The sequence below is a fragment of the Emticicia fontis genome (genome assembly GCF_054779675.1).
Genome location: NZ_BAAGXU010000032.1, coordinates 17,827 through 44,823 on the forward strand (window position 1 = coordinate 17,827; position 26,997 = coordinate 44,823).

Sequence of the window (26,997 nt, forward strand, 5' to 3'; positions counted from 1 at the left end):
AAATTTTACTCGCCGACTATGCCTTCGAGTTTGGACTTATATTTCTTCGCATTAGTAACTTCTCCTGAATCAGGATATTTCTCAATAATCTGATTGTAGGCGTCTATTGCTCCTTTATTGTCTTTGGCTGTTTCGTAAGCTGTCGCCAACTTCATTAGATACAATGGAGTAAATTGTTTGTTAGGTTTGTACTCAGCCGCTTTTTTATAGTAGCTGATAGCCTCTTCTGTATTCTTTTTCTCCATATAAGCATCGCCAATCAATACATAAGCACGACCTTGAATAAGCAAATCGCTAGAGCTAAAGCTTTTCAAATGCTCAATAGCCTCATCGTATTTAGCTTGTTTTACCAAAGCCACACCTGCATAGAAATTTGCGAGGTTACCGGCATCAGTAGAACCGTAGTTAGATGCTACACTTAGTAAACCTTCGTTACCGCCAGTACCATTTAGTGCTTGTTTTAAAGAATCTGCTTCAAAAGCATAAACAGCATTAAACATTGCCACCTGTGCTTCTTCGTCTTGTGATTTCGACCAATAATTATATCCTACTACACCTAAGATTATCGCCAAAATCCCTCCACCTACATAGGTAAGCAACATTTGATTCTTTTTCAAAAAACCTTCTGCCTTTCCAAACTCTTGTTTCAAAGCATCTGCACTTTCAAGAATCTCAATTCCTGTTTTTTCTTTTTTCGCCATTGTTTAAACCACTTGTTTGATTGCCTGACTATCAGAGATTTATCATACAATCAAGATATTTTATTAATACTTTTGAATGTTAGCAAATTTTCGGACTGCAAAGTTATGAAATTGATTCTGAACTTGTTAGAATCTTTCATAAAAATTATGCTAATTCTTATGATTTTATTCAAGTTTCTTCTTTTTTATGACCGTTTAAAGGCTTTGCTTGGAAAAAAGTATTTATAAGGAGCAAAATTTTCATCCTGGTGCTTGTCTATATTTTTTTCAATTATCAAATTTATCTGTCACCCCATGCTAACTAATGTGAAAAACTGGTTTTTTAGCATAGGTATTGGCAAGGTATATATTAAATTTTAATAGGCTGCATGGAAATCGTCAAAAGGAGGAGAAAGATAGATTGATTCATAGGTATTTGATTTATTAAAGAACTGTGTAGAAAATTTTATGGTATTATTTTCTTCCCAGACGTTCCAGAAATTTTTTCTATCTTTATTATAATAATGGGTAATTTTGTAGTTCTCTGACGGTACTTGTTCAACCACACATCTAAGTTTACCAAAACCATCATAGTAATAGTTGGATATTGAGGGATATACTTTAGGTTGGTTTCTCTGAACGTAATCTCTTATATACTTTCTTATAAAAAGCTGTTGATCTATGAATGCCTCCTTAATCAGATTCGGTAGTTCTTTTCTATAACGAGTAAGACTTTTATTGTTAATGTCTGTCTCTATCTGTTGTACTAATGTGTTAACTTCTATTATTTGCTTATCCTTTAACCAATTATCTTTATTTATTATGTAATTATTCTGCTCCAGTAAATTGTTTACATTTATTCCATACTTATACAGATAGGATATATCATTCTCCCGTACAACCAAGTAGTAAAAAAGTTGGTGGTTGTCTTTTTGTATAAAGTGGTTCATATATTTGTTGCCATCTGCCTCAGTTATTCTTAACATAGAAATAGGAAGAGAAGGAGTACCATCCGGTGCAATAAGCTGACTGTATAAGTCTATATTTTTATTTTCTATATTTTTGTAGGTAATTAAAAGTCCTTCATTGAGCTTGACCGCTGTAATGATATTTTTATTTTTGAGAACGGTATTGCTTAGGTATTTGTATCCTCCTACTGAGTTTAAGTTTTTATCATAACAACTAATAAACATTTCACCCCGATTAAAGGGAGTACTGTAGGCTATATTGTAAAGAATATCATTCTGTAAATAAGATTTTACTTCTGTTGTTGAATCAAAAATCGAATCTCCTATCTGTCCTATATTTTCCGGCATTTGTGTTCTCTTTTCTACCTCTAAATTATTGTTCAGTATAAGATTATGTATAGTAGTTTTATCTTTTTTAAAACAATCAGAAGATGCCCATATATGGATTGAGTAAGTAACGATATATTTATCTCCAGATTTAATGCTATTTAATTCATTAACAAGAGTATAATTGTTTTCTATGTCTTCCGCATTTCTCTGAAAACTCAGAGAATCTTTATTACAAATTACTTCCTGATGAATAATTTTGGGTGTATCGTATAGCCATTTGCCTTTGCTACTTAAAAAATTTGCAAAAACTTGATGGTGCTTTTGCCATATAATAAGTATTTTGTCCTTGCCTTCTGTATTGATAAAAAGGCGGTCATAATGAGTATCTGTCCCCTTGTAAGCCGGAGATTTTCGAATTTTCTGCAGACCTAGATTATTCAGTGAATTAACAAAGGCTTTCGTATTAAAAGTTTTTTTATCAACATTCAATATAAGTACCTTATCTGGTTTACCGTGGTGTTCAGGAATCTTCAATACCACATTGTTTGCATCTGGGATAATTTTAACATAATCTTTATTCGATGCAGGGAGGGCGTCTGCTGCATCAATTTCAACAACCTTGTCATCTTGCTTAGGTAATAATACATTTGGGTCTTTTTCAAAGCTCTTTGTAGGAACAATCTCTAAGCTATTATACAGATATAGTTCTTTCTGAACTTCATTAAAGTAGAAAGAAGGATAATTAAACATAGAAGACAGCTGCGTTCTTGAAATTAATTTCAATTCGGCACTTTTCGGAATAGCCTTGTCAAAGTATAAATTTGGGCTACCAAATTTATTATAAAGTTTATATTGGGCTTTTACCTGAGAACCCATTATAATAAATAAAACCAACAGTCTTGTAAACATATTAAACTCGAAAAAAGAGTGGTTATTTTTGTTATTGCTGAAATGGTGGTATAAAAATTAAGGCAAGTAGTTTAATCACAACGGCATGGCTCAAAAATAGAAAATTATTCTAGATTTTTGGTTAGAATTTGTCTAACAATTAGTTTATTCCTCCTACAAAACAGAAAGCCATTCGTAATAAACCCAATAAAAAAGCCGGGAATACCCTATTCCCGACTTCTACTATTTAAAATTTTCTAAGCTGCCATAAAAAAATCCTGAATCTCGTGTGGCTGTACTTTAATAACATTAGCCAACACTAAGACAATCAGGGTACGAGAAGCTATTTTTCTGGGGATATTGGCTATATTGGCGTAGGTATCAACCGTAATCCGCTCATTATCTGCCAGATACTTCATCAGCGTTCGTTCCTTATCACCATATTGAAACCTGATATTTTGCCCTTTGCGCTCACCCTTGAGTATCTCACGCATTTCTTTGCTGGCTTGCACAGAGCGGTCTTCTACCCGTACATAGGCTTTTCTGTTTTCAACTATTCCATCAAGGTCAACGTAGTGAGGTTTAAACGGGCTTTTAGGGATATTAAATATTAATACCTCACGTTCGCCCTCTACTGTCACATGCCTGACATCATATTCAATAGCCGGATAAATATTTCGCTCAATGGCTCGTTGAAGAATAAATTCGTCTTCTTCAGCAAATTTGAGACCCTTGATGCTTTTATCATCACCGACACCGATAATGAGCTTCCCTCCGTCTGAATTAGCGAAAGCAACGATTTCACGGATAATCTTTTCGGGATGATTAGTCTTAAGCTTAAACTCAACATGCTTGTTTTCTCCGTGTCTCACAAGCTCTTTGAGCTCCCTCAAATCAGATCTTGATTGTTGGGTGAATGGATAATCCAATATCATTTCCAGAATGACTTTGGTTTCTTAAAGATACACAAAACAATTCTATTTTACAAGAACTGTTTTCTAGCTAAACGAATATTTTCTGTAAAAGTTTATAATGAATCTATAAACGTATAAAAAATATTTCTTTACCTATTTGGATCCAAGGCCTGACTAGCGATGAAATGTATTTATTAATAAATTATTGTCTTAAATTCCCCTTTAGGGGCTAGGGGTGGTTTTACACATGAAACGCATTCATCAACAAAGCTGCAATTACCCCTCCGATAATCGGCCCTACAATCGGAATCCAGGCATAGCCCCAATCATTGGCTCCTTTGCCTGAAATCGGTAGCAGCGCGTGTGCAATACGAGGCCCTAAATCACGGGCAGGGTTGATGGCATAACCCGTTGGTCCACCCAAAGATAAACCAATCGACCAAACCAGAAAACCAACCAGCAATGGCCCATAACCTGACTCTGGCGTACTATAAAACGAAGAGGATGCTAATATTAAAACAATAGTGCCGATTACCTCTGAAAGAATGTTACCCGTAGTATGACGTACCGCCGGAGCAGTAGCAAAGATGCCTAATTTAGCGCCTTTGTCTTCGGTGATACTCCAATGGGGTAAATAAACTATCCATACTAAAACAGCTCCTATAAAAGCCCCAATGAGTTGGGCGATAATAAAAGGGGCAACGTTAGACCAGTCGCCGGTTTTTACAGCCATAGCTACAGTTACAGCCGGATTGAGATGTGCGGCAGTACTGCCGAATTTCTGAGCAACGAAGATACCCGACATCACAGCAAATGCCCAGCCTGCAGTAATGGCAATCCATCCGGCATTTTCGCCTTTTGAGCCTTTGAGTAATACGTTGGCTACTACACCGTCGCCTAAAAGAATAAGGACGGCCGTGCCGATCAATTCTCCTATAAAATTAGAGGTTTCCATTAATGGGTTTTGTTGGTTTAGGTTGAAAAGAGTAGCAATTTAATTTTTTTTGATAGAATAACAAATCCATTGGTATTAAAGCATTAAATTTGTAGGCGCTTAAACAAACGAACAAGTGTCATAAAAAATAAAAGCTATTGGTAAACACCTGTACCATGCCTTATTTTGTGGATTATGCATCGGTTGAATGCCATAAATCCGTCACTAGCTGTAGGTAAAATGATAAGCCAGATAGATAATTGGCTTGTCTTTGTCCACCCCATAAAAAATAATACTATTGATGTAGCTCTCTTAACGTAATTTTTAAATCTCTGCCATAAGAGTTTTGGCTACACATTAAACTATAATTTTATGATTTTAAATACCCTTTCTGCTATTTCTCCTGTTGATGGTCGTTACCGTAAACAAGTGGAAGACTTAGCGAAATATTTTTCGGAGTTTGGCTTGATATATTACCGTGTTCGGGTAGAAATCGAGTATTTCATTGCTTTAGTTGAATTGCCAGTACCTCAATTGTCAGATTTTCCGAAATCTCTCTACAAAGATTTAAGAGCCATTTACCAGAATTTTTCGGAAGAAGATGCGCTTAAAATCAAGGAAATTGAAAAAACGACTAATCATGATGTAAAAGCAGTTGAGTATTTTATCAAAGAAGCTTTTGAAAAATTAGGCATCAGCCAATATGCCGAGTTTATCCATTTTGGCCTTACCTCACAAGATATCAATAATACAGCTATTCCGCTTTCTTTGAAAGAAGCGATTGAAGCGAATGTATTACCGGCATTTACACAGATTTTAGAGAAACTCTACGCCTTGGCCGACCAATGGAAAGATATTTCTCTATTGGCACATACACACGGACAGCCGGCATCTCCAACCCGTTTAGGTAAAGAAATACTGGTTTTTTGTGAGCGTATCGAAAAACAAATCGAGCTCTTAAAAACTATTCCATATTCAGCTAAGTTTGGTGGTGCTACTGGCAATTTCAATGCACATCATGTAGCTTATCCGCAAATTGACTGGGTGAGTTTTGGAAATACTTTTGTGAATGAGCAGTTGGGCTTATATCGCAGCCAGAAAACCACGCAGATTGAGCATTATGATATGCTGGCCGCGTTGAGCGATAATATCAAACGCATCAATAATATCCTGATAGATTTCTCGCGTGATGTGTGGACTTATGTGTCGATGAGCTATTTCAAGCAAAAAATTAAAGCGGGTGAAATTGGTTCTTCGGCTATGCCTCATAAAGTAAACCCGATTGATTTTGAAAATGCCGAGGGGAACTTAGGCGTTGCTAATGCTTTGTTTGAACATTTCTCAGCCAAATTGCCTATTTCACGTCTGCAAAGAGACTTAACAGATTCTACTGTGCTCAGAAACTTAGGCGTACCAGTAGCGCATACGGTAATTGCCTTGAAATCGTTATTAAAAGGACTAGATAAATTAGAGTTAAATAAAGAAGCTATCGACCATCATTTAGAAGAAAACTGGGCGGTAGTAGCAGAAGGTATCCAGACTATATTAAGAAGAGAGGGTTTCCCGAAACCTTATGAGGCGCTTAAATCGCTGACTCGTACCAACGAGAAAATTACAGAAAAGAAAATAAAGGAGTTTATTGATACGCTTGATGTAGGCGAAAAAGTAAAATACGAGCTTCGCCGTATTACTCCGTTTAATTATACAGGTATTTAAGTTACAACCTCATCTTTCTTCCCTTTACCAGTAGCAGCATGAGCAATCGTGTTGCTACATTTTTTTATTATGGGGGTTTCCTTGCAAATCAGCTAATCTATCATCATTTTTGTAGTTTGTACTACCGCCAAAGTCTAAGCCATGATACAGATAAGAAAAGTTTCTCCCAAACATCCTACTGGCAGGGCGTCATATTTTGTTAACATGAAAGTATCTACTCAACAACCGTTTGAAATTGTCTATTCATTGTTCGAACATGAATATTTAGGCTTTTTATTCGAAGCTTTTATTGTTCAACTCAATGGAAAGGGCGAGCTTACACTATTGAACCAGAATGTTTCCTCAAAAAATATCCGCGAGTTCTCCGAACGTTTAGACACCACAGATTTTGAATTGGTGAAACTCATTGACGCCATTCAGCAGGAAACAGTACTCAAAAAATTTAATCAACGAAAAATAAGCACGCTTGATTTTTTCCTGAAAGTATTTGATGCCGACAAAGGCGATAAACTGCTACAGGAAACACTTCATAGCTATATGGAGAAACATCGTTCCCAGATTTTAGAAAAACTGCTCAACAAGCAGGTATTTATCATGGGAACCGATGGCGAACCGACATGGAAATCGGTTAAGATGGTGCAGGAAGGGGCAAGGGTATTTTTTAATTTCATCCGCAACGAAGAAAACACACACTATTTCCCGACCATTAAATGTGAGGGGGAAAGAGTACAATTTCAATTCAAAAACGCCAGTGTTTTGTGCGAAGAGCCTGCCTGGTTATTAATTGACAATAAGCTATACCATTTCGAGAAAAATGTAGACGGGAAGAAACTCCGACCATTTCTGAATAAAAACCATATCATTATCCCCCGCAATATTGAGGAAACGTATTATCAGAAATTCATTGCGCCACTCATTGCCCAGTTTGATGTATTTGCGCAAGGCTTTGAGATACGATTCGAAAAGCATACGTCAAGACCTGTACTAACTATTGCTGAGGTGGTAAATAGTAATCAGAAAGTAATGGCAACCATGTTCGACCAGGACGAGGAGGAAAAGGACGAGAAAGAGAGCAAAATAGTTTTTGATCTGGCTTTTCAGTATGGCAAGTATACATTTCGTTTCGACAGTTTTTCGGCTGAGGCTTATGTGAATGTAGAGAAGAATGGGAATGACTGGATTTTCCATAAAGTAAAACGTGATTTGGTCTATGAGCGTTACCAGATAAACTTGTTGAAGGAATGGGGACTTGACTTACGCCAGGGCCGCTTATCATTCCCGAAAGCACAAGCTTTTTCATGGCTGCAAAGTCATGCAAATTTGCTGGAGAATAATAATTTTGAGGTGAAGCAAGAGGAGAATACCCTGAATCAGAAGCAGTATTTTCTGGGCTATTCAGCCATTGAAATAAATATTGAAGAAAAGAACGACTGGTTTGATATTCAGGCAAAAGTGCGTTTCGGAGAATATGAAATACCTTTCCTGAAGCTCCGCAACCTGATTATAGCTAATAAGCGTGAGTTTACCTTGCCGAATGGGCAAATTGCGGTGATTCCGGAAGAATGGTTTACACGTTATTCAGAGTTATTCAGTTTTGTAGAAAATACAGAGGAAGATGATATTATTCTTAAAAAACATCATTTGGTTTTAGTACAAGATTTAACTGATGAAGGCTTAGCTCATTCAGTCATTACCCGAAAACTGGAAAGACTACGGGATTTTGAGAAAATCAACCAATATCCTACACCTCAAGGTTTATTAGCAACCCTTCGCCCTTATCAAAAAGCAGGGTACGATTGGTTAAGATTCTTATCTGAATACAAATTTGGCGGTTGTCTGGCCGATGATATGGGTTTAGGGAAAACCATTCAGACGCTCGCCTTTTTGCAATCGCAAAAAGAATTAGGTCTTGCCCAACATCCAAGCTTGCTGATTATGCCCACTTCACTGGTATATAACTGGCTAAAGGAGATTGAGAAGTTTGCACCTGACCTGAAAACTTTTGTTTATACAGGTACTTATCGCGAAAAAAACACTGAGCAATTTGATAATTATGATTTGATTCTGACCTCTTACGGCATTGTGAGAATAGACATAGATTTCCTCAAGGATTATCGTTTCCATTATGTAATCCTAGACGAATCACAATCTATTAAGAATCCAACGTCTAATATTTCAAGGGCAGTCATGCAATTGAATAGTGCTAATCGTCTGATTCTGACAGGTACGCCTTTAGAAAACAGTACGATGGATTTGTGGACACAAATGACCTTCATTAATCCGGGGCTTTTGGGTACACAGAGTTTTTTCAAAAACGAATATCAAATTCCTATTGAAAAACATCAGGACGAAAAACAGACAAAGCATTTATATAGCCTTATTAAACCTTTTATGCTTCGCAGGCATAAATCACAGGTAGCTACCGAACTTCCACCTAAAGTGGAGAGTGTGCATTATTGTGATATGACTGAAGAGCAGGAGAAAACCTACGAAGAAGCGAAGTCTTATTACCGAAATATCATTTTAGAACAGATAGAACAAGATGGATTAGGGAAATCACAAATGGTGGTTTTACAAGGCTTAACCAAGCTCCGACAATTAGCCAATAACCCTATCATGATTGATGAAGGTTATGAGGGCAATTCGGGTAAAGACGAGGAGGTTTTTCAGAAATTAGAAACGATTATTGAAGAAGAACATAAAGTTTTAGTGTTCAGTCAGTTTGTGAAACACCTGGCCATTTTCAGACATTATCTCGATCAAAACAATATCCCTTATTGTTATCTGGATGGCTCAACCATGAATCGACAGGATCAGGTCGACCGTTTTCAAACTGACAAAACAATCAAAATATTCCTGATTTCATTAAAAGCCGGAGGCTTAGGGCTCAACCTGACAGCCGCTGAATATGTTTTCTTATTAGACCCCTGGTGGAATCCGGCTATTGAAGCACAAGCCGTTGATAGAGCCCATAGAATAGGCCAACAAAACACGGTTTTCACCTATAAATTTATCACCCGTAACTCAGTAGAAGAGAAAATTCTGGCCTTACAACAAAACAAAAGAAAACTATTCGATAACCTGATTACTACTGAGGAGACTTTTGTAAAATCATTGTCGAAAGAGGATATTCTGAATTTACTTGCCTAACCATATTAATAACTAGTACAACAAAATAGATTCACCTTAAAATTGCACTTCATATGAAAATCGTTTACCTTGACGCCTATACTGTTAATGCTCTCGGAGATTTAGATTTATCCATCCTTCATACCTTAGGAGAGGTTACGCTCTACGACCGTACATCTAAAGACCAGATTGTTGAACGAGCAAAAGATGCAGAAGTTATACTAACAAATAAGTGTCAGTTGAATCGTGAGACTATAAGTCAGTTGCCCAATCTTAAATACATTGGGGTGACAGCCACGGGTTATAATATTATAGATATGGCAGCCGCTAAAGAGCATGGTGTAATTGTAACCAATGTGAAAGGTTATAGCTCAGCATCAGTAGCGCAATTGACTTTTTCTTTGATGCTCAGCTTTACTAATCAGGTAGCAAAACACGCTGAAAATATCGACCAGACATGGCCTTCTTCTGCTGACTGGTGTTTCTATTTAAATCCTCTGGTTGAATTAGAAAGTAAAACATTAGGTATTATCGGTTTTGGGGATATTGGCAAAAAAGTAGCGAATATCGGCTTAGGTTTTGGTATGGAGGTTCTGGCCAATAAAAGAGACCTGACTAGTGGTGGTATTGAAGGCGTAGAGTTGTGCGAAATAGAAAAAGTGTTGAAAGAAAGCGATTTTATAAGTCTGCATTGCCCATTAACTGCCGACAATCAAGGCTTTATTAATAAAGATTCTTTAAACTTGATGAAATCATCAGCCATATTAATCAATACTTCTCGTGGGGGCTTAATTAATGAAGCCGATTTAGCAGAAGCCTTGAATGCAGGCAAGATTGCAGGGGCTGGTTTAGACGTACTTTCAACAGAGCCTCCGGCACAGGATAATCCGCTTCTGACTGCTAAAAACTGTATCATTACTCCTCACATTGCCTGGGCAGGTGTAGAAGCACGGAAATTATTATTGAAAGGAACCGTAGAGAATATCAGAGCATACCAAAAAGGAGCATCGATTAACGTGGTTTCTTAATATTTCTGCTGAAAATGCAACTTTTTCGGCTGTGACCATGTATAACAAGTACTATCCGTATTATTAATTTTTTATGAAAAAACTTTACGCTACCATAGGAGCTATCCTATGCGTAATGAGTAGCCTATTAGCACAAGACAACAAAATCACAAACGAAGAAAAGTACAGTATCCACATTAAAAAATCTGCCGTTCCAATCAAATTGGATGGTCTTTTAGAAGAAGAAATCTGGAAGACTGCTGACATTGCCAAAGATTTTTTTCTCGGTCGTCCTTATGATACTTCATTTGCTCAGTTACAGACAGTGGTTCGCATAGCCTTTGATAATGATTTCCTGTATGTAGGCGCTATTTGCTATCAGCCCCGAAGCACCTATACTATCGCTTCATTAAAAAGAGATTTTGAACAGGGCACGAGCGATGTGTTTATAGTAAATTTAGATACATTTAAAGACCGCCTGAATGCCTTTCAGTTTGTTGTAAATCCTTATGGAGTGCAGCGAGAGGGTTTAATTTATAATGGTGGAGAGGTATCGAACTATTGGGATAATAAGTGGTACTCACAGGTACGAAATTATGATGATTATTGGACAGTCGAAATGGCAATCCCCTTTAAAACGCTCCGCTACAAAGTAGCCGATGAACAGAATACCTGGCGGGTGAATTTTACAAGAAATGTATTGAAAAAGAATGAACGCTCAAGTTGGAGGCCGGTTCCACGTAATTTTGCACCTGCAAATTTAGCATTTACAGGTTTAATGATATGGGATGAGAAACCTCCTAAACCCGGCGCCAATGTATCGGTGATTCCTTATATTTCATTAGCTGCGCAAAAGGATTTTCCTAGAAATGAAGAAAATTTAAGTCCTTTGGCTTCCAGTTCTGCTTATCCTAAAGGTATTGGTTTAGATGCTAAAGTGGCTGTTACTCCTTCATTAAACTTAGATTTGACAGTCAACCCTGATTTCTCACAAGTGGAAGTTGATAAACAGGTAACTAACCTGAGCCGTTTTGAATTGTTTTTCCCTGAAAGGCGTCAGTTTTTCTTAGAGAATAATGACCTCTTTGGTACTTTCGGTTTCCCTGATACCCGTCCTTTCTTTTCCCGTCGCATAGGCATCACGCGTAATCCGCTCACAGGTCTAAATCAGCAAGTGCCAATTCTGGCAGGTGCTCGCCTGAGTGGAAAGCTGAACGATAAATGGCGGATTGGGTTAATGAATATGCAGACCAGAAAAGTGAATTTTGGCAACGATACTTATCTGCCTGCCGCTAATTATTCAGTAGCTACGCTTCAAAGGAAGATATTCACCCGATCAACTATAGGAGGTATTTTTACCAACAAAGAAAACCTGTTTGGTGATTTATCTGAACAGCAAACACAAAATTACCGGAAGTATAATAGGGTAGGGGGATTAGAGTTTAACTATTATTCAAAGGATAGTCGCTTCGAGATTGAAACTTATTATCATGAATCTTTCTCGCCTGACGGGAAAAAAGATGCCGGAAGCGCAGCTCATTTTATGGGCTACCACCACCCGCATATCGACCTGAATTTTGGAGTACAACGCATCGGAGCAAATTATCGGGCCGATATTGGGTTTGTACCACGCACAGGCATCTGGCAATTGTATCGACCGGCTACATTTATATTGAACCCAAAATCTAAGTCTATTGCAAAGTATATTAATACTTATGGTATTGGCACAGAGGGGAGTGATGTATTCGATTTGAAAGGTAGACGCTTAGATAGCGAGACAAGTCTTTTCTTGTTTGCCAATAGTCCGGCAGGCGATGAAGCCTATATAGCCTATGTCTGGAGTTTCACCCATTTATTCAATAGCTTCGACCCTACGAATGCCAGCGATAATCCGAACCCCGATACTTATAAAAATGTAGTGGAGCTACCTATTGGAGATTATCGCTCTAAAGTAATTAATATAGGATACACCAGCAGCCAGCGCAATAACCTGACAGGTATGTTTGATTATAACGTTGGGAAGTATTTCAACGGGAAAGCGAATATATTACAAAGTAGCATCGCCTATCGTTTTCAACCGTATGGTATTTTTACCCTTGATTGTAATTATACTAAAATAGATTTGCCAGCCCCTTACAATAGCGTACAATACTGGTTATTAGGCCCTCGTGCCGAGTTGGCGGTATCAAAAAGCCTGTTTTTCAGTACTTTCTTCCAGTACAATACCCAGACTAATAATATCAATATTAACTCTCGCCTCCAATGGAGATTCCGTCCGGTAAGTGATGTTTTCTTGGTATATACAGATAATTATTTTGCTGAAAACATTAGCAAATATTATGTAAATGCATGGGCGCCAAAAAACAGAGCCCTGATTCTGAAAATGACTTATTGGCTGAATATTTAGACATAGATTAGACTAAGAATCTTTTCTTATCTCTGCTTCAAAAAACTATATAAGTATAGGGGTGAGACAGTTTTCAGATGTCTTTGTTAAAAATTCTTATGTATGCAACCTTTGCCTATATAAGTGCATCATTAACAAAAATGAACAGATATTATGAAACGTAACGCCTTTGCCATTCTTGTTTTGTTTTGTATGCTTTTCGTTACCGAAACCAACGCCCAACGCCGTGGATACAGGTATCGATATGTTCCGCCTCGCCCTTACGTACGGTTGGCTCCCCGTGTAATCGTTCCGCGAATCGCTATTCCGCGTTTTTATGCACCCCGAATCGTTGTGCCACCACCGACTATTGGTTTTTCATGGGGGTATCGACCAAGAGTATATGTAGTGCCTCCACCAATTATTATTGGCGGCGGAATGGGTTGGCGTCATTATCACCGCCGTGGATACGATTGTAATGACCGTTGCCACCGTTGGAGCGATGACACCTATTATCGCGACAGAGACCGCAGGTATAATGATGACAGAAGTTATCGGGATGACTACGATAATAGAGACCGCAGATATGATGATAGAGATAGAAGAAATTATGACGAAGACAGGAACCGTCGTTATAATGACAATGACCACTATTATAATAATCGCTTAGAAAACAATCAGCAATCTTCGCCCAGAACGTATAATACTGACGAGGATTCATACGAAGAAGAAACAGATACTGTTTGATTTAAATAAATGAGAGTGTACAAAAAGGGTAGGAGAATATTTTCCTGCCCTTTTTTAATGCCGGAATCGAAAAGATAAGTTTTAAAAAATCAAATTTTTTCTCTTATTTGTACAATTGATATTGAGTAAATCAGTAATTGATCGATTTAGTGAATAAGCGGTGCCAGACGATTATCAGATTACTGATTCTTAATTACCCAATAACTAAACTTCCTATTATTTATACCTAAACTAATAACTTTTGAACAATGAATCAATTTGGCTTAAGCCCTTTTGACCTCGGGATTATTATCCTGTATCTGGTCGGCATTATCTGGTATGGTATCCGGAGTGGTAAAAAAGGTAGCTCCGACGAATACTTTTTAGGTGGCCGTGACATGACCTGGTTTACCATCGGATTATCGATGTTCGCCGCCAATATCTCTTCCAATTCATTAGTCGCCATTACAGGTGGTGCAACCAAAGGTGGTATTGCTTTCTATAACTACGAGTGGATGGCCACCGTTGTGTTGGCTTTTTTCTGCGTTTTTATTCTGCCATTCTATTTAAAAACGGGCATTTATACCATGCCCGAGTTTCTGGAAAAACGCTTCGATAGTCGCTCCAGATATTATTTCTCATTCATAACATTGGTTGGTAATATTTTTATTGATACAGCAGGTACCTTGTTTGCCGGAGCTTTGATTGTCAAACTGGTTTACCCCGAAGTGCCCACTGTTTTGGTTATTGCAGCCTTAGCCCTATTTGCTGCTTCTTATACAGTTTTAGGGGGGCTATCTTCAGTAATGAAAACAGAGGTACTCAATACAATTATCCTATTAATTTCAGCCGTAATCGTAGCCACCATTACTTATATCAAAGCAGGTGGTTATGGCGAAATCGTCAAAACTGCTAATGCTAAAAGCCCGACTTTTATGCACCTCATATTACCCGCTAATCACCCCGATATGCCCTGGCAGGGATTGGTGTTTGGAGTACCTTTATTAGGTTTTTATTTCTGGTGTAATAATCAGTTTATTGTACAACGTGCACTAAGTGCCAAGAGTGTAGATGAAGCCCGCAAAGGTGCTTTATTTGCAGGAGTGCTGAAAATCCCAATTCTGTTTTTATTAGTCCTCCCCGGTATTGCCACGCTGAAACTATTTCCTGAAATGACTAATTCTGATCAGGCATTCCCGACGTTAGTATTCAATCTCTTACCTCATGGGTTGATAGGTTTAGTTGTGGCGGGTTTTCTGGCAGCTATGGCAAGTGCCATTTCAGCCACGCTTAATTCTGCTTCTACTTTGGTAACCATGGATTTCGTTAAGAAAATCAGACCAGATTTGAGTGAAAAAAAACTGGTACGAGCAGGGCAAATAGCTACGCTGGTATTTGTATTGATTGCCGTGTTATGGTCGCCACAAATAGCCCGGTTTGATTCCCTGATGAACTATATGCAGCGTATATTGGGATTGATAAGCCCTCCGGTCGTTGCTGTCTTTTTATTAGGTTTATTCTGGAAACGAGCCAATGGTACAGGCGCATTCGTTGGTTTAATGATAGGTTTTGCACTGGCAGTTTGGACAGTTATTTCTCCTGAAACAAGTTTCTTAGGTTCGTTTCATTTTTTGGTAGCGCCTCCTATCCTTTTAATTATTTGTGGATTGATTACAATGGTTGTGAGCATCATGACTCCTAAACCGGATTATGAGAAAATCAAAGGCATGATATATACCCAAAAAATATATGATGCCGATACTGCCAGTTTAAAAGGTTTACCCTGGCATCAGAATTATCGTATGCTGGCACTTATCTCTTTGATTATCACTGCCATTGTAGTCTGGATTTATAGATAATGTGGTATACTATGGCCATTAAGATTTTATACTTAATGGCCTTTTATTTGAATCTGCTTTTATAATCTTGACGTAAATTTCATTGATTAGGAATTTATTTTAATTTTGTTTAATTTTTTTCGAACAAAATTAAACAAACAGAGTTTATACTAATATTACCACAAGTGAGGTCTTTTTTATATGAATAAAGCGATAGTAATCGGGGCGGGTTTTGCAGGACTCTCGGCAGCAACCAAATTGGCAGATGCGGGGTATGATGTAACAATCCTGGAAAAAAACTCAATGGCCGGTGGGCGAGCCAGAGTTTTTGAAGAGCAAGGTTTTACATTCGATATGGGACCAAGCTGGTACTGGATGCCTGACGTATTTGAAAGATACTTTGCAGAGTTTGGTAAAAAAGTAAGTGATTACTATAAATTGGTACGATTGAACCCTTCATATAAAGTTATTTTTAGCGAAAACGAAGACGTTGAGTTATCTGCTGACCTGGAAGAACTAAAAGCATTATTTGAAAGGATAGAAAAAGGAAGTAGTAAAAAATTAGACGCGTTTTTAGAAGAGTCCAGATATAAATATGAAGTCGGTATTGGTGAGTTTGTCTGGAAACCCAGCTTATCAATTACCGAATTTTTTGATTATCGTCTGGTATCAAAGGCATTGAGCTTAGATTTATTTGCTTCATTTGGCAGGTATATCCGAAAGTTTTTTTCGAGCAGAAGATTGCTTCAGTTAATGGAGTTTCCGATACTGTTTTTAGGCGCTACTCCGCAAAATACCCCGGCTTTGTATAGCCTGATGAACTATGCAGAAATAGCTTTAGGAACATGGTACCCGATGGGTGGTATGCACGAAATAGTAAAAGCAATGGTGCAACTGGCTGAAGAAAAAGGGGTAAATATACGGCTTAACGAAGCCGTAAAATACATTATTGTCGATAATAAAGTAGCAAAGAAAGTAATTACCGACATTGGAGAATATGAGGCAGATGTTGTCATTGGTGGAGCAGATTATCATCACATTGACAGCCAATTGCTGGATCAGGAACACAGAAATTACAGAGAAGAATATTGGCAAAGCCGCACCATGGCGCCTTCGTCTTTATTGTTCTATATAGGTGTTGATTGTAGAGTTGATAAGCTTATACATCATAATTTGTTTTTTGACGAAGATTTTGATGTTCATGCCGACGAAATCTATACACACCCCAAATGGCCTTCAAAACCACTATTTTACGTTTCGGCACCCTCAAAGACAGATGAGAGTGTAGCACCGCTGGGTGCCGAAAATCTTTTTATTCTGATACCGATTGCCCCGGATTTAGCTGACGGAGAAGAAATACGTGAGAAATACTACAATATGGTAATGGAACGGCTGGAAAAATATGTGGGGCATAGTATCAGACAACATGTGATATATAAAAGAAGCTTTGCTGTTAGCGACTTTAAAAAGGACTATCATTCGTTTCGCGGAAATGCCTATGGTTTGGCTAATACTCTGATGCAGACAGCATTTCTAAAGCCGGGTCTGAAAAACAAAAAGGTTAGAAACCTGTATTATACGGGTCAGTTGACAGTGCCAGGACCTGGTGTGCCACCCTCATTGATTTCAGGATTGGTAGTAGCTAATCAGGTAATAAAAGAGTTTGGAAAAATAAAGAAAGAAGTAACGATTACTTAAGAATATTGCCCCACCATTAAAAATGAAAAAGTAATGTTTGATTTGTTTGAAAAAACTACGTTCGGTTGTAGCAGGCTCATAACCAGGAGCTATAGTACCTCTTTTACCTTAGGGATACAAACGCTCGACCGCAAATTCCATGACCCGATTTATGGGATTTATGGCTTTGTGCGGTATGCAGACGAAATTGTGGATACTTTTCACGATTTTGATAAAAAGACGCTGCTCGACCGCTATGGTGAAGAAACTTATCGGGCTATCGAAGAGGGTATAAGCCTGAATCCGGTCTTGCACTCATTTCAAAAGGTGGTAAAACAGTACAAAATCGAACACGAACTGATAGCTGCATTTCTGGAAAGTATGGAAATGGATCTGGAGAATCGGGTATATGATAGAAATGCGTATGATAAATATATTTATGGCTCGGCAGAGGTAGTAGGGTTGATGTGTCTGCGTGTTTTTTGTGAAGGTGATACACAACTGTTTGACCAACTAAAAGTTTATGCGCAAAGCCTGGGGGCTGCTTTTCAGAAAGTAAATTTCCTTAGAGACATTCAAAGTGATTTTTCGGAAAGGGGCAGGGTGTATTTTCCGAATGTTGATTTCAGTAATTTCTGTGGAAATGGAAAAAAACAGATAGAAGAAGATATTCAGCGAGACTTTGATAATGCCTATATTGGCATTATGGGATTGCCTGGTGGAGCAAGAAAGGGTGTTTATCTGGCTTATTGTTATTATCTGAAATTGTTCGAACGAATAAAAAGAACTTCGGCCGCTCGTATACAACAAGAACGTATCCGGGTGCCGGATACCATCAAACTCGCTTTATTAGCTAAAACATGGCTACGAAGTGGTTTGAACACCATCTGATTATGACCTAAATACACGGCTTGCTGGTTGAAAAATCAGCAAGCTTTTGTTGTTTTATACTTGGAAAACACGAGATTTTTTGCTATTTTTGCTAACTTATCCTCTGCCAAACCGATTGGCATAAGTTTTGAGGGTAAGCGTTTGATAGTCAGATATTTACAAGAAATCTCATATACACATGAAGTTTGTCGTTTCGTCATCCGCTCTGCTTAAACATCTTTCTACCATTAATGGTGTGATTGCTAGTAACCCTATCGTTCCTATCCTCGAGAACTTTTTATTCCAACTGAATAAAGGTAACTTAACTGTGACAGCTTCGGATATGCAAACAGTAATGATTACTGAATTTGAAGTTGATTCTCGTGATAGTGGTTCTTTCGCCGTGCCTGCCCGCTTATTATTAGATACACTTCGTAGTTTGCCGGAACAGCCGGTACAAATCAATGTTGACGAAGAAACTTTCGGAACAGAATTAGTAACGGCCAATGGTCGTTATAAACTGGCAGGTGAGAATCCGATGGATTTCCCACGTGTGCCGCAAGTAAATCGTAATTTCAGCATTGAAATGGATTCAGATACTTTAGCCTCGGCTATTGCCAATACCATATTTGCTACAAGTACAGACGATTTACGCCCTGCCATGACAGGCGTATTTGTACAGGCATCAGACACAGCTACAACCTTCGTAGCTACCGACGGCCACCGTTTGATTCGCTACCGTCGCGAAGATGTAAAATCTCCGAATAATACTTCAATGATTTTACCTCGCAAGGCCCTGAATCTATTGAAATCTTCTTTGCCGGGCGAAGTAATGCCAGTAAAAGCAGAATTCAGTAATTCAAATGCCTTTTTCAGTTTCGGTAATATCAAAATGATTTGCCGCCTGATTGACGAGCGTTTCCCTGATTACGAAAATGTTATTCCACAGAATAATCCGAATAAGCTGAAAATTGAGCGTACAGAATTATTAAGTACATTGAAACGTATTTCAATCTACTCTAATAAAACAACGCACCAGATTCGCTTGAAAATCTCGGCTAATGAACTAGTGATTTCAGCCGAAGATCTGGATTACTCGAACGAAGCAACAGAGAAATTAAGCTGCGAATACGATGGAGATGAAATTGAGATTGGCTTTAACGCGAAGTTTTTAATTGAAATGTTGAATAACTTAAGCGTGAAGAATATCTCTCTGGAAATGTCTCAGCCAAACCGCGCTGGCTTGATTATTCCGGTAGAAAAAACTGATAATGAAGATACCCTGATGCTAGTTATGCCTGTAATGTTGAATACTTACGCATAAGAGCTCATAAGATATACTTTAGCCCTATAAATCAATCTGGTTTATAGGGCTTTTTGTTTAGCATTGCCAAAACTAAAACCCGATATTGTGAATATAAAGACATTCCTATCGCGCATGGGCCTCGACTGGTTTTTAGGCGCCATTATCGTCATGATTGTGTTAGCCTATTATTTCCCATCTTTCGGCTTAATGCAAGAGCCTATATCCTTAGAAGAAATAGCCAATTACGGCGTATCTGGCATCTTCTTTTTCTACGGCCTGAAACTAAGTACAGATAAACTCAAACAAGGCTTATCAAACTGGAAAATGCACATTGTTATTCAACTGACAACCTTTGTATTATTCCCACTCATTGCGCTTGTAGTAAAACCCTTATTTGCTGGAGATAATCAAACTCTTTGGTTAGGCATATTTTATCTGGCTGCTTTACCCTCTACAGTTTCTTCCTCAGTAGTGATGGTTTCTATCGCCAACGGCAATATTCCGGCAGCTATTTTCAATGCCAGTATCTCAAGCCTGGTAGGCTTATTTATGACACCATTATGGGTAGGGTTATTTATTGTATCTGATACAGGAAATTTTGATGCCTGGAGTATCATTGGTAAACTTTGCTTACAAGTGCTATTGCCATTGATTATAGGCATGCTACTCAACAAACGCTTAGGCTGGTTTGCAGATAAGTATAAAACAGCCTTAAAAACCTTCGACCAGTCTGTTATCCTGATAATTATCTATACGTCTTTCTGTAAATCATTTGCCCTGAATCTATTCAAAGATTTATCGTTTTTAGAGTTGATCTTGCTGATGGCAGGCTTACTGGGGCTATTCTTTGCAGTGATACTCGTAACAAATACTATCAGCAAGCTATTAGGTTTTAGCAAGGCAGATAATATAACTGTGATGTTTTGTGGTTCTAAAAAATCTCTGGTTCATGGCACAGTCATGTCAAAAGTCTTATTTACCCAAAGCAGTATCGTAGGTATTATTTTATTGCCCTTAATGATATACCATGCTTTGCAACTAATTGCTGCGAGCGTGATGGCGCAGAAGTTTGCTAAAGAAGGTAAAGGTTAATGAAAAGATAAATACTAAAATAGGATTGAGTCTTAGTTTTTTTATATTTGATTAGTAAAAAGTAAAGCTATGACAAGAGCAACAGAATCAACTAATTTGCCTCGTACGCTTGCTGAGTTTATCGAGTGGGAAAGTAACGATGGCTTTAAGTACGAATGGAATGACGGAGAGTTAATTAGATTTTCTGGAATGAAAAGAAACAGTTGAAACTAATTAAAACATTAAGCAGACTTTTCTTAACAACCCAGGCGCATCAGAATGGTGGTGAATTAATTTGCGAGCAGGATGTGATGCTAACGGGCATACAGCTAAGAAGACCTGATATGGCCTACTTTAGTAACGAGCAAATTGAAAGCGAAGAAGAAGCTATCCCAGCATTTTGCATAGAAGTTATATCTACACATGATCAGATAAACGATGTAAAGAAAAAAATAAAGGAATACTTCGAGCATGGCGTGCAGGTAGTATGGATAATACTTCCTGATGAAGCAATGGTAGAGGTTTACACCTCTGTAAAAGAGGTAAAAATATCTATGGGAGAGGATACTTGCTCAGCCTCCCCAGTTTTAGAAGATTTCAACATCCAAGTAAACGATTTGCTTCAATAATAAATAGCGTTTAAGAACTCTTCTATTTTGCCAGCATCAACAATCTTTTATTCCGGGCAATTTCAAGCTTATCTATAAATTGATTTCTCGTTTTCTGAGGCATATTATCAACGTCCATTATAATATTTGTTGAGGAAGACGATATTTCTATCTTATACTTTTTCGACCACATATAGTATGAAGCAACAAATACGATAAAAATCAGGGATAGAAATCTTTCCGTTGTTCCTCCCATAATGAGGCCTACTGTACTCAACAAACCAATAAATAGCCCAACTATCATGACAATCATATTCGGTTGACGATAAGTTTGGTAAGAGCTAATGTTTTCCAGCATTATACTTTTCACTTTGGTAGAGCTAAATGTATTTACTTTCTGCCAGATTCTATGAGAAGTCAGAATCACTTCTTTCGTATCCGATTCAAGAATGATTTTTTCGTCAGGGAGCAAATTCATAACGTAAAAGAGTTTGATGGTGTTAATCAGTATCGGGGATAATATTAATCAAAATTCCAATTAATAAACAAACTAATTGAAAATTATTTTAAAAGGCCATCAACAAAAAACGCCTGCCATTCCAAAAAATGACAGGCGTTCGCATATATATAACTTCAAACGTAATACCCGAACTTACGTCTTAACACCCCTTTAGGGGCCGGGCAGACGCCGCGCGGGGCGGTCTTACGCCACAGTAGAAGCAATACTAGAACCTAAGAATTCACGATTCAAACGAGCAATGTTTTCGAGAGAGATCTCTTTCGGACATTCAATTGCACAAGCACCAGTGTTGGTACAGTTACCAAACCCTTCAGCATCCATTTGCGCTACCATTTTGATGGCTCTTTCTTCACGTTCCGGCTGACCTTGTGGTAATAAAGCTAGCTGAGAAACTTTAGCCGATACAAAAAGCATCGCCGAAGCATTTTTACAAGCTGCCACACAAGCACCGCAACCGATACAAGCCGCTGCTGCAAAAGCCTTATCAGCTTCTTCTTTCGGAATTGGTAAAGAGTTACCATCCTGTGCATTACCTGTATTTACTGAAATATATCCACCTGAGGCGATGATACGGTCGAAAGCTGTTCTGTCTACTACTAAGTCTTTAATAACAGGGAATGCTGTTGCTCTCCATGGCTCAACCACGATAGTATCACCATCTTTGAAACTACGCATATGCAACTGACAGGTAGTAACCGCTTCCAAAGGGCCATGAGGGCGACCATTGATATACATAGAGCACATACCACAGATACCTTCACGACAATCATGGTCAAAGGCAATAGGCTCTTTGTTTTCTGAAACCAGACGCTCGTTTAATACGTCAAACATTTCAAGAAAAGACATATCTTCTGAGATACCAGCTACCTGATAGGTTTCAAGGTTACCTTTAACTTTTGCATTTTTTTGTCTCCACACTTTCAGTGTGAGGTTCATATTACCTTCTGACATAATTTTAAATATTTTATAATCACCCCTGCCGGGGCAAGGGGGTTATTTATAACTACGTTGCGCAATCTTGATATTTTCGTACACCAATGGCTCTTTATTCAAGGCCCATTTGCTGTCACCTTCATATTCCCATGCAGCTACATACATATAGTTTTCATCATCACGCAATGCCTCACCTTCTTCGGTTTGGTATTCTTCGCGGAAGTGTCCACCACAAGATTCATTTCTGTTCAGGGCATCCATACACATCAACTCTCCTAATTCAATAAAGTCAGCTACACGTCCGGCTTTATCCAGTTCAGGATTAAATTCATCTGCATCTCCCATCACACGTAAATCAGACCAGAATTCCTTTTTCAAGGCACGAATCTCTTCAATAGCCTCTTTCAATCCTTGTTCGTTACGCGCCATACCACATTTTTCCCACATGATTTTGCCGAGACGTTTGTGGAATGATTCAGGAGATTGTTTACCCTTGATAGTTAAGAATGTATTGATGCGCTCTTTTACTTTATTCTCTGCTTCAACAAATGCAGGGTGATCAGTAGGGATTGCTTTCGTACGAATCTCACCTGACAGATAAGAACCAATAGTATAAGGAATTACAAAGTATCCATCTGCCAGACCTTGCATCAAGGCTGATGCTCCCAGGCGGTTAGCACCGTGGTCAGAGAAATTCGCTTCACCTAAAGCATACAAGCCCGGTACGGTTGTCATCAGATTATAATCAACCCAAAGACCCCCCATCGTATAGTGAACCGCCGGATAAATACGCATAGGCACTTCATACGGATCTTCACCGGTAATCTGTTTATACATATCGAATAGGTTACCGTATTTTTCTTTTACTACGGCTTTCCCCATCACAATTATCTCATCTTTTGATGGGTTGTGCATCCCGTTCTTATTGGCTTCAATTTTTCCATAACGCTCAATAGCTGAGGCGTAATCCAGATAAACAGCCATTTTAGAAGTACCTACACCATAACCAGCATCACAACGCTCTTTGGCCGCACGTGAGGCAATATCACGAGGTACCAAGTTACCGAAGGCAGGATAACGACGCTCCAGGTAGTAATCTCTTTCTTCTTCAGGTATATCGTTAGCGGCGCGCTTATCATCTTTTTGTTTAGGAACCCAGATACGACCATCGTTACGCAACGATTCTGACATCAACGTCAGTTTCGACTGGTGATCACCTGATACAGGAATACAAGTCGGGTGAATCTGCGTGAAACATGGGTTGCCAAAGAAGGCACCATTTTTATGTGCTTTCCAGGCTGCTGTTACGTTACTACCCATCGCATTCGTCGATAAGTAGAATACGTTACCATAACCACCTGTACACAAAAGAACAGCGTGTCCAAAATGACGTTCTATTTCTCCGGTAATCAGGTTGCGGGCAATAATACCACGTGCTTTGCCATCAATCACTACTACTTCAAGCATTTCATGACGGTTATACATCGTTACGGTACCAATACCTACCTGACGCTCCAAACCTGAATAAGCGCCTAATAATAATTGTTGACCAGTTTGTCCGGCTGCATAGAAAGTACGTTGTACCTGCGTACCACCAAACGAACGGTTTGATAATAATCCACCATACTCACGGGCAAAAGGAACACCCTGTGCCACACATTGGTCGATGATATTCCCTGAAACCTCTGCTAAACGGTGTACGTTAGCCTCTCTTGCCCGATAATCACCACCTTTGATTGTATCATAAAACAGACGGTAAACAGAGTCACCATCATTCTGATAGTTCTTTGCTGCATTGATACCCCCCTGAGCCGCAATTGAGTGCGCACGGCGAGGTGAATCCTGAAAACAAAAAGCTTTTACTTTATAACCCATCTCCGCTAATGTAGCCGCTGCTGACGCTCCGGCTAATCCGGTACCTACTACTATTATTTCTATACTGCGTTTATTGGCAGGATTCACCAATGGTACAGTAGAACGATATTTTGTCCATTTCTCCGATATTGAACCTTCGGGAATTTTGGCATTTATTTTTTCGGACATATCTATATATCTGTTAGTCTGAGAATCAATTACCCATTAAATGTTTTACATAAAAGAAAATTGGCATTGCCGCAAAACCGATAGGAATCAGAATGGCAAAAATCCAGGTGCTGATGGCCCTAACCAGTGGGGTATATTTCGGGTGATTCCAGCCCAAAGTCTGGAAAGCACTCTGGAAACCATGATACAAGTGGAAACCTACGGCAAACATCCCTATCACGTAAATCAATACATATATAGGATTTTGAAATACTCTTGCCACCTCTTTGTAAAGGTCTTTAACAATTACTAGATGTGTACCCGTTTCCAAATCGCTTATTTCAACTTTTTTCACGTCTTGCGTATACGTAGACGGCATTTCAGTAGCTACTACCTGGCCTGTTCTTACGTCAGACGTATATTGTACATAAGGTAGCGGCTCGTTATGGTACTTATACCAGAAGTCGCTCATATGAACAACAATATACACCAAAAGAACGGTTCCTAAAATTGCCATATTGCGGCTTGACCACGAAGAAGAATTTCTGACAACAGCATATCTTACCGAACGTGCTTTGCGATTTTGGAATTCAAGATATAAACCCCAGAACGCGTGAAACAGAATGAAGAAATAGTTGAAGTAAGAAATAACCTTGATAAGCGGGAAACTTGTCATAAAAACTGCATAGGTATTAAAAGCATACCCGCCGTCCTTATTAAAAAGTTGTAAATTGCCCGAAAGGTGTACTACAAGAAAAGTACAAAGAAAAAGCCCTGTCAATGACATAAGTACTTTTTTCCCAATGGAGCTTGATAGTGTTTTTGTAAGCCAAGACATACTTTATTTCAGTTTGAGACCTAAAAATTTCTGCTATATATTTATAGAGAAAAATACTTAGAAAAGTACAATTACTTTTGCGCGTCAAAAGTAAGCCACAAACTATTTAGAATCAATAAAAATAAAGACCTTTTTTATTAAATAATCGTGTATCGTAAATAAAGAAGCATTTATTAGTAAAACTGTTTTCGAATACTAATAAGATTGCACACAACGAATCAGGTATTTTTTCGTTTATATTTACAGAAACCCTAATCAAGAGCTTATGAAAGCGTTGAAGTTTATTTTTTTTTCTTTTTTTCTTATATTTTTTGCAATAACTCAAACCCATGCCACCCACTTACGCGCGGGTGAAATAACTGCTAAAAGAATTTCAACAACTACACTCACTTATCGTGTTACTTTAACTACCTATACCGATCAGATTAATGGGGTGCAAGCAAATGAGGGCGCCAATTTTGTAAAATTTTCATTTGGTGTACCAGGCGTTCCCTTATATGATGTGAAACGGAAAAGGAAGTTTCTAATTAATCCGGGAACGATGTGTAATGTCTATGATACTACTTTTACCTTTCCGGCACAAAGCAGATATACGATTACCTGCGGTATCTCTAATAGAAATGCCAATACTGTCAACCTACAAGCGCCAACAGACCTGATTAGCTTCTTTGTAGAAACTACTATTGTAGTAAATGGAGCTTTGGGCTTGAATAATACCCCCGTTTTATTAAATATTCCGGTTGATACTGCCGGAGTAGGCAAGCGTTTTATTCATAATCCGGGTGCATTTGATGCCGATGGAGATAGTCTGGCATACCGCCTAACTGCGCCCAAAAGAGCTCTGGATGATGGGTCAGGTGCAGGAGAATTTGCCGCAGGCTATAAAGACCCGTCTTCTTTGGGAGACGGAAGGTTAACTGAAGACGGATCGGGTCCCTCTTTTTTCAGGATAGATGCCATTACAGGTGATTTAATATGGGATGCACCTGGTAAACTGGCCGTCAACCAGTATCAGGTCAATGTGGCCTTTATTGTGGAAGAATGGCGAAAGGGGGCCAACGGTGCGTATACCAAGATAGGGGAGATAACAAGGGATATGCAGATTATTGTGGTAGAAACACCTAATAAGCGACCTTTGCTGACGACTCCCTCCCCGATTTGCGTAGAGGCCGGACAAAAGGTAGAGTTTAATGTCACGGCCCGTGACCCCGATAATAATAGGATAAAAATCTCAACTACGGGTGGGGTTTATAACCGTGATGCAGGAGGGGTAATAGAGTTTGTAGCTCCTAAGGCAGCGACCTTTACGCCATTAGATATAATTCAGAATAGCCCGGCTTCAGGTACTTTTACCTGGGAGACTAACTGTAAACACGTTAGGGAGCAGCCTTATGATGTACTGTTTAAAGTCGAAGACTTCCCGGGTCGAACGGCAGTTCAGCTGACAGATATTAAAACTGTCAGAATACGGGTCATTCCACCCCGCCCCAAAGGCTTGACTGCCACTAATTCAGAGCGTGGAGTAGAGCTCCGTTGGCAACAATACCCGAATTGCAATATTCCGGATGAAGATATTGAAATCGTGATTTATCGCAAAGAAGGTTGTTCTAACTTCGTTCCAGCCAATTGCCAGATA

Annotated in this window: 19 protein-coding genes and 1 pseudogene; 12 read left to right on the forward strand and 8 right to left on the reverse strand. The window is 38.7% G+C overall.

Going from position 1 to position 26,997, the window contains the following annotated elements:
* Positions 1-5: 5 nt before the first annotated feature.
* The 4 genes from ACYVFA_RS15280 to ACYVFA_RS15295 all read right to left on the reverse strand — a co-directional run bounded on the left by ACYVFA_RS15280 (position 6) and on the right by ACYVFA_RS15295 (position 4,735).
* Positions 6-701, reverse strand: coding sequence for a tetratricopeptide repeat protein (locus ACYVFA_RS15280; RefSeq protein WP_460472711.1), 696 nt, complete (start codon positions 699-701; stop codon positions 6-8).
* Positions 702-1,057: 356 nt separating this feature from the next.
* The gene (locus ACYVFA_RS15285; RefSeq protein ID WP_460472712.1) at positions 1,058-2,887 is read right to left on the reverse strand and encodes a hypothetical protein; all 1,830 of its coding nucleotides are present in this window, start codon (positions 2,885-2,887) and stop codon (positions 1,058-1,060) included.
* Between the two features lie 236 nt (positions 2,888-3,123).
* Positions 3,124-3,801, reverse strand: coding sequence for an AlbA family DNA-binding domain-containing protein (locus ACYVFA_RS15290; RefSeq protein WP_460472713.1), 678 nt, complete (start codon positions 3,799-3,801; stop codon positions 3,124-3,126).
* A 220-nt stretch (positions 3,802-4,021) separates the two neighbouring features.
* A complete protein-coding gene (locus ACYVFA_RS15295) occupies positions 4,022-4,735 on the reverse strand; it encodes an MIP/aquaporin family protein (RefSeq protein WP_460472714.1) in 714 nt (237 codons plus the stop codon).
* Positions 4,736-5,086: 351 nt separating this feature from the next.
* Between ACYVFA_RS15295 and purB the strand changes: the two genes are divergently transcribed.
* From purB to ACYVFA_RS15350, 11 genes are all read left to right on the forward strand, one after another.
* Entirely contained in the window at positions 5,087-6,430 is a 1,344-nt protein-coding gene (gene purB, locus ACYVFA_RS15300) for an adenylosuccinate lyase (protein ID WP_460472715.1), read from the forward strand.
* A 204-nt stretch (positions 6,431-6,634) separates the two neighbouring features.
* Positions 6,635-9,580, forward strand: a complete 2,946-nt coding sequence (locus ACYVFA_RS15305) for a DEAD/DEAH box helicase (RefSeq protein ID WP_460472728.1) — start codon at positions 6,635-6,637, stop codon at positions 9,578-9,580.
* A 53-nt stretch (positions 9,581-9,633) separates the two neighbouring features.
* A complete protein-coding gene (locus ACYVFA_RS15310; RefSeq protein ID WP_460472716.1) occupies positions 9,634-10,587 on the forward strand; it encodes a D-2-hydroxyacid dehydrogenase in 954 nt (317 codons plus the stop codon).
* Positions 10,588-10,660: 73 nt separating this feature from the next.
* The gene (locus tag ACYVFA_RS15315) at positions 10,661-12,973 is read left to right on the forward strand and encodes a carbohydrate binding family 9 domain-containing protein (RefSeq protein ID WP_460472717.1); all 2,313 of its coding nucleotides are present in this window, start codon (positions 10,661-10,663) and stop codon (positions 12,971-12,973) included.
* 153 nt (positions 12,974-13,126) lie between these two features.
* Entirely contained in the window at positions 13,127-13,699 is a 573-nt protein-coding gene (locus tag ACYVFA_RS15320) for a hypothetical protein (RefSeq protein ID WP_460472718.1), read from the forward strand.
* A gap of 248 nt (positions 13,700-13,947) precedes the next feature.
* Positions 13,948-15,537, forward strand: coding sequence for a sodium:solute symporter (locus ACYVFA_RS15325; protein ID WP_460472719.1), 1,590 nt, complete (start codon positions 13,948-13,950; stop codon positions 15,535-15,537).
* Positions 15,538-15,717: 180 nt separating this feature from the next.
* Positions 15,718-17,214: a phytoene desaturase family protein gene (locus ACYVFA_RS15330; protein ID WP_460472720.1), complete on the forward strand. Its 1,497-nt coding sequence runs from the start codon at positions 15,718-15,720 to the stop codon at positions 17,212-17,214.
* Between the two features lie 33 nt (positions 17,215-17,247).
* On the forward strand, positions 17,248-18,084 hold the full coding sequence (locus ACYVFA_RS15335) for a phytoene/squalene synthase family protein (RefSeq protein WP_460472721.1): 837 nt from the start codon (positions 17,248-17,250) through the stop codon (positions 18,082-18,084).
* Positions 18,085-18,262: 178 nt separating this feature from the next.
* A complete protein-coding gene (dnaN, locus tag ACYVFA_RS15340) occupies positions 18,263-19,387 on the forward strand; it encodes a DNA polymerase III subunit beta (protein WP_460472722.1) in 1,125 nt (374 codons plus the stop codon).
* A gap of 87 nt (positions 19,388-19,474) precedes the next feature.
* Positions 19,475-20,461, forward strand: a complete 987-nt coding sequence (locus tag ACYVFA_RS15345) for a bile acid:sodium symporter family protein (protein ID WP_460472723.1) — start codon at positions 19,475-19,477, stop codon at positions 20,459-20,461.
* A gap of 203 nt (positions 20,462-20,664) precedes the next feature.
* Positions 20,665-21,069: a Uma2 family endonuclease gene (locus ACYVFA_RS15350; protein WP_460472724.1), complete on the forward strand. Its 405-nt coding sequence runs from the start codon at positions 20,665-20,667 to the stop codon at positions 21,067-21,069.
* Between the two features lie 22 nt (positions 21,070-21,091).
* Here the strand turns inward: ACYVFA_RS15350 and ACYVFA_RS15355 are convergent, their stop codons facing one another.
* The 4 genes from ACYVFA_RS15355 to ACYVFA_RS15370 all read right to left on the reverse strand — a co-directional run bounded on the left by ACYVFA_RS15355 (position 21,092) and on the right by ACYVFA_RS15370 (position 25,361).
* The gene (locus tag ACYVFA_RS15355) at positions 21,092-21,526 is read right to left on the reverse strand and encodes a hypothetical protein (protein ID WP_460472725.1); all 435 of its coding nucleotides are present in this window, start codon (positions 21,524-21,526) and stop codon (positions 21,092-21,094) included.
* 225 nt (positions 21,527-21,751) lie between these two features.
* On the reverse strand, positions 21,752-22,504 hold the full coding sequence (locus ACYVFA_RS15360; RefSeq protein ID WP_460472729.1) for a succinate dehydrogenase/fumarate reductase iron-sulfur subunit: 753 nt from the start codon (positions 22,502-22,504) through the stop codon (positions 21,752-21,754).
* Positions 22,505-22,561: 57 nt separating this feature from the next.
* Positions 22,562-24,544, reverse strand: coding sequence for a fumarate reductase/succinate dehydrogenase flavoprotein subunit (locus ACYVFA_RS15365; RefSeq protein ID WP_460472726.1), 1,983 nt, complete (start codon positions 24,542-24,544; stop codon positions 22,562-22,564).
* 25 nt (positions 24,545-24,569) lie between these two features.
* Positions 24,570-25,361: a succinate dehydrogenase cytochrome b subunit gene (locus ACYVFA_RS15370; RefSeq protein ID WP_460472727.1), complete on the reverse strand. Its 792-nt coding sequence runs from the start codon at positions 25,359-25,361 to the stop codon at positions 24,570-24,572.
* A gap of 265 nt (positions 25,362-25,626) precedes the next feature.
* On the opposite strand from ACYVFA_RS15370, the pseudogene ACYVFA_RS15375 reads away from it, so the two are divergent.
* Positions 25,627-26,997: pseudogene (locus ACYVFA_RS15375) on the forward strand (gliding motility-associated C-terminal domain-containing protein); the annotation flags it as partial.

Bases quoted from the DNA above. Each gene is read 5' to 3' on its own strand.
- ACYVFA_RS15370 (WP_460472727.1), bottom strand. From the start codon at position 25,361: ATGTCTTGGCTTACAAAAACACTATCAAGCTCCATTGGGAAAAAAGTA.
- purB (WP_460472715.1), top strand. From the start codon at position 5,087: ATGATTTTAAATACCCTTTCTGCTATTTCTCCTGTTGATGGTCGTTAC.
- dnaN (WP_460472722.1), top strand. From the start codon at position 18,263: ATGAAGTTTGTCGTTTCGTCATCCGCTCTGCTTAAACATCTTTCTACC.
- ACYVFA_RS15315 (WP_460472717.1), top strand. From the start codon at position 10,661: ATGAAAAAACTTTACGCTACCATAGGAGCTATCCTATGCGTAATGAGT.
- ACYVFA_RS15280 (WP_460472711.1), bottom strand. From the start codon at position 701: ATGGCGAAAAAAGAAAAAACAGGAATTGAGATTCTTGAAAGTGCAGAT.
- ACYVFA_RS15335 (WP_460472721.1), top strand. From the start codon at position 17,248: ATGTTTGATTTGTTTGAAAAAACTACGTTCGGTTGTAGCAGGCTCATA.
- ACYVFA_RS15320 (WP_460472718.1), top strand. From the start codon at position 13,127: ATGAAACGTAACGCCTTTGCCATTCTTGTTTTGTTTTGTATGCTTTTC.
- ACYVFA_RS15310 (WP_460472716.1), top strand. From the start codon at position 9,634: ATGAAAATCGTTTACCTTGACGCCTATACTGTTAATGCTCTCGGAGAT.
- ACYVFA_RS15330 (WP_460472720.1), top strand. From the start codon at position 15,718: ATGAATAAAGCGATAGTAATCGGGGCGGGTTTTGCAGGACTCTCGGCA.
- ACYVFA_RS15290 (WP_460472713.1), bottom strand. From the start codon at position 3,801: ATGATATTGGATTATCCATTCACCCAACAATCAAGATCTGATTTGAGG.
- ACYVFA_RS15360 (WP_460472729.1), bottom strand. From the start codon at position 22,504: ATGAACCTCACACTGAAAGTGTGGAGACAAAAAAATGCAAAAGTTAAA.
- ACYVFA_RS15355 (WP_460472725.1), bottom strand. From the start codon at position 21,526: ATGAATTTGCTCCCTGACGAAAAAATCATTCTTGAATCGGATACGAAA.
- ACYVFA_RS15285 (WP_460472712.1), bottom strand. From the start codon at position 2,887: ATGTTTACAAGACTGTTGGTTTTATTTATTATAATGGGTTCTCAGGTA.
- ACYVFA_RS15325 (WP_460472719.1), top strand. From the start codon at position 13,948: ATGAATCAATTTGGCTTAAGCCCTTTTGACCTCGGGATTATTATCCTG.
- ACYVFA_RS15295 (WP_460472714.1), bottom strand. From the start codon at position 4,735: ATGGAAACCTCTAATTTTATAGGAGAATTGATCGGCACGGCCGTCCTT.
- ACYVFA_RS15365 (WP_460472726.1), bottom strand. From the start codon at position 24,544: ATGTCCGAAAAAATAAATGCCAAAATTCCCGAAGGTTCAATATCGGAG.
- ACYVFA_RS15305 (WP_460472728.1), top strand. From the start codon at position 6,635: ATGAAAGTATCTACTCAACAACCGTTTGAAATTGTCTATTCATTGTTC.